Consider the following 7,312-nt stretch of genomic DNA (forward strand, 5'->3'; position numbering starts at 1 on the left):
GGACATGGCGTCACGGTTCGTATCCGCCGAGCAGGACCCCAGGCGTATGTCACAATCAAGGGGAAGGCCATTGGTCCGGCACGGCCTGAGTACGAGTATCAGATTCCCGTCGCCGAGGCAGAGGAACTGCTCCAGACCATGTGCCGGCGGCCTCTGATCGAGAAGACTCGCCATGAGATCCAACATGCCGAGCATCTTTGGCATGTAGACGAGTTTGGGGGCCGCAACACCGGATTGGTACTGGCGGAGGTGGAACTCAGTAATCCGGAGGAGGAGTTTGAGCGGCCTCCATGGCTGGGTGTGGAAGTCACGCTCGATGAGCGATATCGTAATTCGGCATTGGCTGAGGTGCCGATGGGACGCGATCCAGCGACGAGCCGGTAACAGCTGGGACATAGCCTGTGCGCTGGCGTTACAGCACCCACTTATGTGCATTTCCTACTGCTCAATGAGCAGACAACCATCGCACCGTAGATGGCATGTTGATCTACTTCAATGGTTACGCGGGCGACTAATGGTCCTCTAGCGCGAAGCCGCCTGTTCTCTTACTCCGTGCCCTGTCTGCTTTGTCGCTTCTCGGCAATCGTTGCCGCCACCTCCCGCCAGCTTCGGTCCAGTTGATGGCGCAGCTGGTGGCGCTGCTTCTCCCGCTCGGCCGCCATCCAGGCGGTCTGCTCTGCCATGGCGGCGGCGATCCGAACGGCGAGCGTCTGCGGCTGCTGAGGCTGATCGAACATGCGTCCTCTCGAACTTGGGCGGGAGGACAGGTGGACCGACAATGCGGCCGGTGGAAGCCCGCTGGCGCATGGCTGGTGCCTCCTTCATGCGGTTGACGCGCGATGGTCATGCCGTTGCGCCGGTCGCTCGGCAGGTTGGCGGGTGCGAGCCGCACCCATAGGCCGGCTCCCTTCCCCTTTGCGATTGCCCATCGCCGCCCGGTTCATCGCCGGGCGGCTTTTTCTGCCGGACCTCGCCTGCCGCTCCTGGCGCCTCCTGCAGGCGGAGCGCCTCCTCCATGGCGGCGAGCAGTGCATGTGAGCGGATGGTGTCGTAGCCGTTGCGGTCCAACTCGGCGATCAGGGCGCGCTGCGCAGCGACGTGCCGCCGGCCTTCCTGGACGTGCCGGCGGGCCTGCGCCAGCTTGGTCTCAGGATCGAGCATGGTCCTTGCTCGGGCCAGGTATCGGCCAGCCTTCTCAAGGACGCGGACACCAAAGTTGCCTGGCCACGAACGGCCACGGGCTGGCGGGCGGGACACACCCGCAAGGAGGCTGCATCAGCCGCCGACAGGTGGTTGCAGCAATTGCCGGCCGCCGTCGGATCTCCGATCCCATCGTGGAACCAGATCTGGCAGCGAAGATACAACTGGATGCGATGCTGTGCGTTCTGCGGATGCAGGCCGCCAGCCGTGTCCGCAGGAATGTTGCTGAGGTCGCAGACAGATCTGGTCGCGAAGATCAGCTGCATGACATCAGGGCTGGTCTGCGCCTGCAAAGGAAAAGGCGATAGACAGATCGCCGCACAAGCCAGAGATAAAGAAGAAAGCAATCTTCTAGACATCGCAATTCTCCGCTGAAGATTGTTCAACTTATTCCGATCTCCTTCTTTGGGACGTTTAGGGATATCAAGGAGAATCTTAGCATATTATTTTGGTAGAGAACACCACGCAGACGGCTAGGCAGGTTTACGCTGGGCCGAGGCGGCGGTAGAAGCGATCCTTGGGCGATTGCCCAAAGGACATGGCCGGAGGCATTCATGGAAATCCGCGAAGCCACCGAGCGTGACGATGATCTGTTCGTCCGACACTATCTGGCCGACTGGGATACGTTTGGCTGGCCCGAGGAGCGTTTCCAACCGGATGCGGCGGACCGTGTTCGCCAATACATCCAGGACAAGCGTGCCCGCGGCGATCTGGGTGGGTTTGTTGCCATGGACGGCGACAAGGTGGCGGGTGCCCTGGCGTTTCACCTGAATTACTCGCCCTATCCGCGCATCGTCCGGCCAGCCTACCTGCATCTTGCCTATATCTGGTGCATGCGCGTCGAGGAGGCCTATCGCGGTCGGGGGATCGGCCAGCGCCTGATCGAGCACACGGCCGACCATCTGCGCTCGCTAGGCTGCACCTCCATGGTGCTGCACTCCGTGCCGGACGCCCGAGGCTTCTATGAGCGGACGGGCTTCGCGCCGGCCACCGAGTTCCGCCGCGCCTTGTGAGGACCGCTCAACCGGTCCGCGCAGCGCAAGTTGTCGGGCATCCAGCCGGATAAGTTGAATCGACCCTTGGCAAAGTCGCCAACCGCTTGGCCGCGGCGAGGATTGCCACGCCCGGATTCCGCGTCTTGCGGCGACTGTCCGGATGCGGCAGGTGGTGAGGTATGACGGAGCAGCGCCTGGATGGCGGGCTGGGGTGAAGGCGCAGGAGGACACGGCCGGCGGGCTGATGCTCTAGGTGATCGTTGGCCGGCTGCGCAGTTGGTTAGCAGCCCAGACCAAACCGTGCCCACCTATCGATGGAACGGCATGAGCAAGTGGTCCCGGTTGGAAGTTATAACATATCGCTTGTAAATTATTAAGCATTCTGTTTGATCGAAATAGGAGAGATAGCCTATGAGGCATGAGTATGCGCCTATACAAGGATGAATGCTTCCAACCAACGCTCGCCGCTCATTAAGACGATCTAGTATGACAAGCACCGCAGCCATTCTGCTTGCTTTGGTGGGCACTGATCGATGCTTCGCTGCACCGGGGGCTCAGAACGCCGCAACTCAGGCCTCCGTCGCCAGCGCCGGCACTGGCCGGAGGGAAACGCGGACTGGGTCGCCGTGGCCGAAGCGGGCTACGTCGGCGCTGGAGACCTGCGCTAGCAGAAAGGTGTCGTCGGACAGGCGCACCCGCACGCGGCCGATGGAGCCAAGGAAACTCGCGGCAACCACCCGCGCGGCCCCGCCCGGGTCGGGAGCCAGCTCGACCGCCTCGGGCCGGACCAGAACCGTCACCGGTCCCTCACGGACGGATCCTTCAAGGAGCGGCACGCTGATTCCCAGCACCGTCGCCGCACCATCGCGAGCCTCGCCACGCAAGCGGTTGGTGAGCCCGACGAACTCCGCGACCCGCGCCGTGCGCGGCCGCTCGTAAAGCTCAGTCGGCGCGGCGACCTGCTCCAGGCGGCCAGCGTGCATGACGGCCACCCGGTCGGCCATCGCCAGGGCCTCGTCCTGGTCGTGGGTCACGAACAGGGTCGTAGTGCCGACCTCGAGCTGGATGCGGCGGATCTCGTCGCGGAGCTGGGAGCGTACCTTGGCGTCGAGGGCCGAGAGCGGCTCGTCGAGCAGGAGCACCCGCGGCCCGATAGCGAGGGCCCTGGCAAGGGCGACACGCTGCTGCTGCCCGCCGGAGAGCTGGTGGGGGTAGCGGGCGGCGCGGTCGGCGAGGCCTACGAGGTCGAGGTATCGGTCGGCGACGCGCAGCCGCTCCGTGCTCCCAACCTTGCGCAGGCGCAAACCAAAGGCGACGTTCTCGCGGGCGGTCATGTGCGGGAACAGGCTATAGGCCTGGAACACCATTCCCATGTCGCGTCGATTGGCCGGGACGTCCGTCACGTCCCGGCCGCCAATGAGAATCTGGCCACCATCCAGCCGCTCAAGGCCAGCGAGCGCACGCAAGGCTGTGGTCTTGCCGCAGCCCGATGGGCCCAGCAGGGCCACCAGCTCGCTGGGTCTGATCTCGAGCGTGAGGCCGTCGAGCGCGCGCACCTCGCCATAGCGCCGCCGCAGGTCCACCAGCTCAACCCGCACGCCGGCCGCTGACCTGTCCTGGCTCACGTGTCGTCTTCGACGAAGGTCGAGCCGCGCGCCGGCTGGCCGACAAAGGAGAGGACGTAGAGGAGCGCGAAGGCGAGGACGAGTGCCGCCAATGAGACTGCCACGGCCACGGCGGCGTTGCGCTTGCCTTGGAGGTTGATGACGACCTGGAGCGTGTCGAAGGCGAGCAGAGAGGAAATAGTGAACTCGCCCAGGACCAGCGCCACCGAGACCAGCGCAGCAGCAATCAGAGCGCCGCGAATGTTCGGCACGACAATCCTCCAGACCACGCCGGGCCAGGAGCAGCCGAGGCTACGGGCAGCTTCGGCGAGGGTAATGAGGTCGATGGCGGAGAGGCCCGACGCTATGGCGCGATACGCAAAGGGAAGGACCAGCACTGCATAGACGAAGGTGAGCGTCAGCGCTGATTCGCCGAACAGCCGCGTGACCCCGGCGTAGATCGGGGCCAGTCCGACGACCAGCACGATGGCAGGGATCGTGAGCGGTAGGAGGCACAGGAACTCGATCGTCCGGCGCAGCCAGGGCAGCCGAAGCTGCACGAGCACCATTGTCGGCAGAAGCAGGACTAGCGTCAGGACGACCGTAAGCGCTGCGAGCTGGAGCTGGACGAAGATTGCCTCGACAAGGTCGGGGTTGGTCCCGATCCGGGCCCACGCCGCGAGGCTCCGGGTGCCGCGCGGCCCCCGTGTGGAGAACTCCAGCATCGCGAGGAGCGGTATCAGGAGGTACGCGGCAACCACGAGGAGGATGGTCCGGCGCAGGACCGCCTCGCCGTGCCCAGGCCGGCCCATGCCTAGCGCAGCCATCGGGAGCTCCTGGCCTGGAGGAGCGCGTAGAGCACGGTGGTCGCTGCCACGACCACGATCATGCCGAACGCCAGGGCCTTGCCCAGGTTCGCCTGCCCCAGGACGATCTCGCTGGTGAGGAACGTGCCGATGCGCAGCGGCACAAGCGGGCTCGCCTGCGAGATCAGGGCCTTAGCTGTGGCGTAGGCTGAAAAGGCGTTGGCGAACAGCAGAAGAGTGGCGCCCAGAAATGACGGCCAGAGGATCGGGAATCCCACGTGCCGCCAGTAGGCCCAACTATCCCCGCCAAGGCTTAGGCAGGCCTCGCGCCATTGCGGCCGCAACCCCTCGACTGCAGGCAGGAAGACGATGACCATGAGCGGGATCTGGAAGTAGGTGTAGACGAGCGCCAAGCCTGGCAGCTCGTAGATCCAGGCCCCGCCTGCGAACAGGTCGATCCCGAGCCGGTCGCGCAGAAAGAGCGTGACGAGGCCGTTGAAGCCGAAGGTGGCGAGGAAGGCGAACGCGAGCATCACACCGCCAAACTGGGCAAGCGTGCCCGATGCAGCAGCCACCACGCGGCGCAGCGCGCTGTCGCGCCGCCCGGTCGCGACCGACCAGGCAAGCAGCCCGCCAAGGACCGCGCCAAGTAGGGCGGTGACCGCAGAGAGCGCGAACGATAGGGCGAACGCCTCAAGGTAGGTGCCCTGGGCAACGGCCACGAGGTTGTCCAGGGTCGGCCGCCCTTCTGCGTCCTGAAAGGCGCCGACGATAACCGTGCAGGTCGGCCAAAGGAGAAAGACGCCAATGAACAGGAGGAAGGGCAGGATCCCGAGATAGTCTAGGACTTCGCGGATTCCCCGCCGGACACCATGCCGTGGTCCGGCGCTGCGGCCGTCCGGCAAGGGCGCCGCGGCGGCGGAACTGATCCTCGGGAGCCCAGCCGTCATTGGACGGCTTCGTCCCAACGCTCGATCAGCAGCTTCTGCTGCGTGTTGATCTGCTCCTGGGTGAGGTAGACGGGCGTACCCTTGGCCTCAGGCAACGCCGCCACCGCGTCCTTGTCCACCGTGCCCGCCTTCACCATGGCATCGAGGCGAACCGGCCGAGCAAACCCCCTGAGCCAGATGTTCTGCCCTTCGTCGGAGTAGAGGAACTCCTGCCAGAGCCGCGCGGCGGCAGGGTGCGGCGCGTCCTTGTTGATTGCCTGGACATAATAGGCGCCCACGGCCGCCCCCTCAGGCACCACGAGCTTCCAGTCGATCTGCCCCTCAAGCTGCTTGCTCTGGGCGACGTTGAGGTACTCCCAATCGATGACCACAGGTGTCTCGCCCGAGGCAATCGTGGCAGGCGTTGGGTCCACAGGCAGGAAGTTGCCGGTCTCCTTCAGCTTCCTGAAGAATTCGAGGCCCGGTTCGATGTTGTCGGCCGAACCACCGTTAGCTATCGCGGCCATCATCACGCCGTGGAAGCCGGCAGACGCCTGGGTGGGGTTGCCGTTCAGCGCGACCTTGCCCTTGAACTCAGGTTTCATCAGGTCGGCCACGCTCGTGATGGCCGGCACTCTGTCGGCGTCATACCCGACCGACATATAGCCGCCGTAGTCGTTCACCCAAGTGCCGTTGGGATCCTTCAACGGCTCCGGAATGTCGTTCCAGGTCGCGACCTTGTAGGGAGCGAACAGGTGGGTGTTGCGCAGCGCCACGTTGGCCCCGAGGTCGAAGACGTCCGGCGCACGCGCCTGCCCGCGGAGCTGGTTTGCCGCATTGATCTCGTCCTGGCTGCTGGCGTCGGGCTGGGCGCTGTTGACCTTGATCCCGTACTTCGACTGGAACGTCTCGATCATCGTGCCATAGTTCGCCCAGTCCGGTGGCAGGGCGATGACGTTCAACTCGCCCTCCTGTTTGGCCGCAGCCACGAGGCCGTCCATACCGCCGAAGTCAGCGGCGCTCGTGGCTGTCTTGGCGTCAGCTGCCTCAGCGGTAGCGCCGGTCGCGGCCAACAGGGCCAGGGTCGCCACGGCGGCGAGCAGTCTGCAAGCCTTTGGCAGCGCGGTATCGTGATCGAGTCGTCCCATTGTCGTTATCCTCCGTGGTTATCGGTTGAGCGCTGGGTCGGCGCGACACAAACAATAGGCGCACTGTGACAGCTTTGTTGCCAGATGGCGTATGATCAGGCGACCTCGCTGATCTGATATATGGTACGCGTGAGCCACGTCGGGTTTACCTCCACGCCCCAACCAGGTCCGTCCGGGATCGCCACCTTCCCATCGCGTACGGCTAGGGCCGGCTCGAACAACCCGTCCTGCCACGGGTAGTAGTCCGGCCCCTCGATCGAGAACTCAACGTAGGGGCCTGGTCCCGGGATGGCGCCCATAAGATGGAGGGTGAATACAGTGACCATCGACAGGTTGGCGGAGTGCGGAGTGACAGGCAGTCCTGCCGTCTGCGCCATAGCCGCCACGCGCAAGGTCCGCGTAAGACCACCCAGGTAACAAATGTCTGGCTGGACGACGTCCACGGCCCGCATCGTGATCATGCGCCGCCAAGTCGCGAGCTCGCAGTCCTGCTCACCGCCCGTCACGTCGAGGTCAAGCGCGTCGGCGACCTCTTTCGTCCACTCGAGTTCCCAGTAGGGGCAGGGTTCCTCGAAGTGGCAAACTCCGTGGTCCTGGAGCATCCGCCCGACCTCGATCGCGCGGGCCGGG

General features: G+C 64.7%; 9 protein-coding genes. 2 read left to right on the plus strand and 7 right to left on the minus strand.

The genetic code is table 11. From position 1 onward, the window contains the following. Positions 1–384, plus strand: a 384-nt coding sequence (locus tag EQG76_RS26555; protein WP_159717895.1) for a CYTH domain-containing protein, incomplete at its 5' end; no start/stop codon positions are given. Positions 385–545: 161 nt separating this feature from the next. Here the strand turns inward: EQG76_RS26555 and EQG76_RS26560 are convergent. Both EQG76_RS26560 and EQG76_RS26565 read right to left on the minus strand, forming a co-directional pair. Further along, on the minus strand, positions 546–737 hold the full coding sequence (locus tag EQG76_RS26560) for a hypothetical protein (protein ID WP_159717897.1): 192 nt from the start codon (positions 735–737) through the stop codon (positions 546–548). A 106-nt stretch (positions 738–843) separates the two neighbouring features. Continuing rightward, positions 844–1,161 (minus strand): hypothetical protein, encoded by a 318-nt coding sequence (locus tag EQG76_RS26565; protein WP_159717899.1) that lies wholly within the window; start codon positions 1,159–1,161, stop codon positions 844–846. A 593-nt stretch (positions 1,162–1,754) separates the two neighbouring features. Between EQG76_RS26565 and EQG76_RS26570 the strand changes: the two genes are divergently transcribed. Continuing rightward, a complete protein-coding gene (locus EQG76_RS26570) occupies positions 1,755–2,213 on the plus strand; it encodes a GNAT family N-acetyltransferase (RefSeq protein WP_159717901.1) in 459 nt (152 codons plus the stop codon). Between the two features lie 551 nt (positions 2,214–2,764). Here the strand turns inward: EQG76_RS26570 and EQG76_RS26575 are convergent. From EQG76_RS26575 to EQG76_RS26595, 5 genes are all read right to left on the minus strand, one after another. Continuing rightward, positions 2,765–3,820 (minus strand): ABC transporter ATP-binding protein, encoded by a 1,056-nt coding sequence (locus EQG76_RS26575; protein ID WP_200841148.1) that lies wholly within the window; start codon positions 3,818–3,820, stop codon positions 2,765–2,767. Further along, entirely contained in the window at positions 3,817–4,626 is an 810-nt protein-coding gene (locus EQG76_RS26580) for an ABC transporter permease (RefSeq protein ID WP_200841149.1), read from the minus strand. The genes EQG76_RS26575 and EQG76_RS26580 overlap by 4 nt, the downstream gene beginning before the upstream one ends. Beyond that, positions 4,614–5,555, minus strand: coding sequence for an ABC transporter permease (locus EQG76_RS26585; protein WP_200841150.1), 942 nt, complete (start codon positions 5,553–5,555; stop codon positions 4,614–4,616). The genes EQG76_RS26580 and EQG76_RS26585 overlap by 13 nt, the downstream gene beginning before the upstream one ends. Beyond that, positions 5,552–6,682, minus strand: a complete 1,131-nt coding sequence (locus EQG76_RS26590) for an ABC transporter substrate-binding protein (RefSeq protein WP_159717903.1) — start codon at positions 6,680–6,682, stop codon at positions 5,552–5,554. The genes EQG76_RS26585 and EQG76_RS26590 overlap by 4 nt, the downstream gene beginning before the upstream one ends. A gap of 95 nt (positions 6,683–6,777) precedes the next feature. After that, positions 6,778–7,312 (minus strand): enolase C-terminal domain-like protein (locus EQG76_RS26595; protein WP_321573515.1); only part of this gene is annotated, 535 nt, incomplete at its 5' end.

This window comes from Geminicoccus flavidas, assembly GCF_009806515.1.
In the GTDB taxonomy this organism is placed as follows: domain Bacteria; phylum Pseudomonadota; class Alphaproteobacteria; order Geminicoccales; family Geminicoccaceae; genus Geminicoccus; species Geminicoccus flavidus.

Bases quoted from the DNA above. Each gene is read 5' to 3' on its own strand.
- EQG76_RS26565 (WP_159717899.1), bottom strand. From the start codon at position 1,161: ATGCTCGATCCTGAGACCAAGCTGGCGCAGGCCCGCCGGCACGTCCAG.
- EQG76_RS26585 (WP_200841150.1), bottom strand. From the start codon at position 5,555: ATGACGGCTGGGCTCCCGAGGATCAGTTCCGCCGCCGCGGCGCCCTTG.
- EQG76_RS26590 (WP_159717903.1), bottom strand. From the start codon at position 6,682: ATGGGACGACTCGATCACGATACCGCGCTGCCAAAGGCTTGCAGACTG.
- EQG76_RS26580 (WP_200841149.1), bottom strand. From the start codon at position 4,626: ATGGCTGCGCTAGGCATGGGCCGGCCTGGGCACGGCGAGGCGGTCCTG.
- EQG76_RS26570 (WP_159717901.1), top strand. From the start codon at position 1,755: ATGGAAATCCGCGAAGCCACCGAGCGTGACGATGATCTGTTCGTCCGA.
- EQG76_RS26560 (WP_159717897.1), bottom strand. From the start codon at position 737: ATGTTCGATCAGCCTCAGCAGCCGCAGACGCTCGCCGTTCGGATCGCC.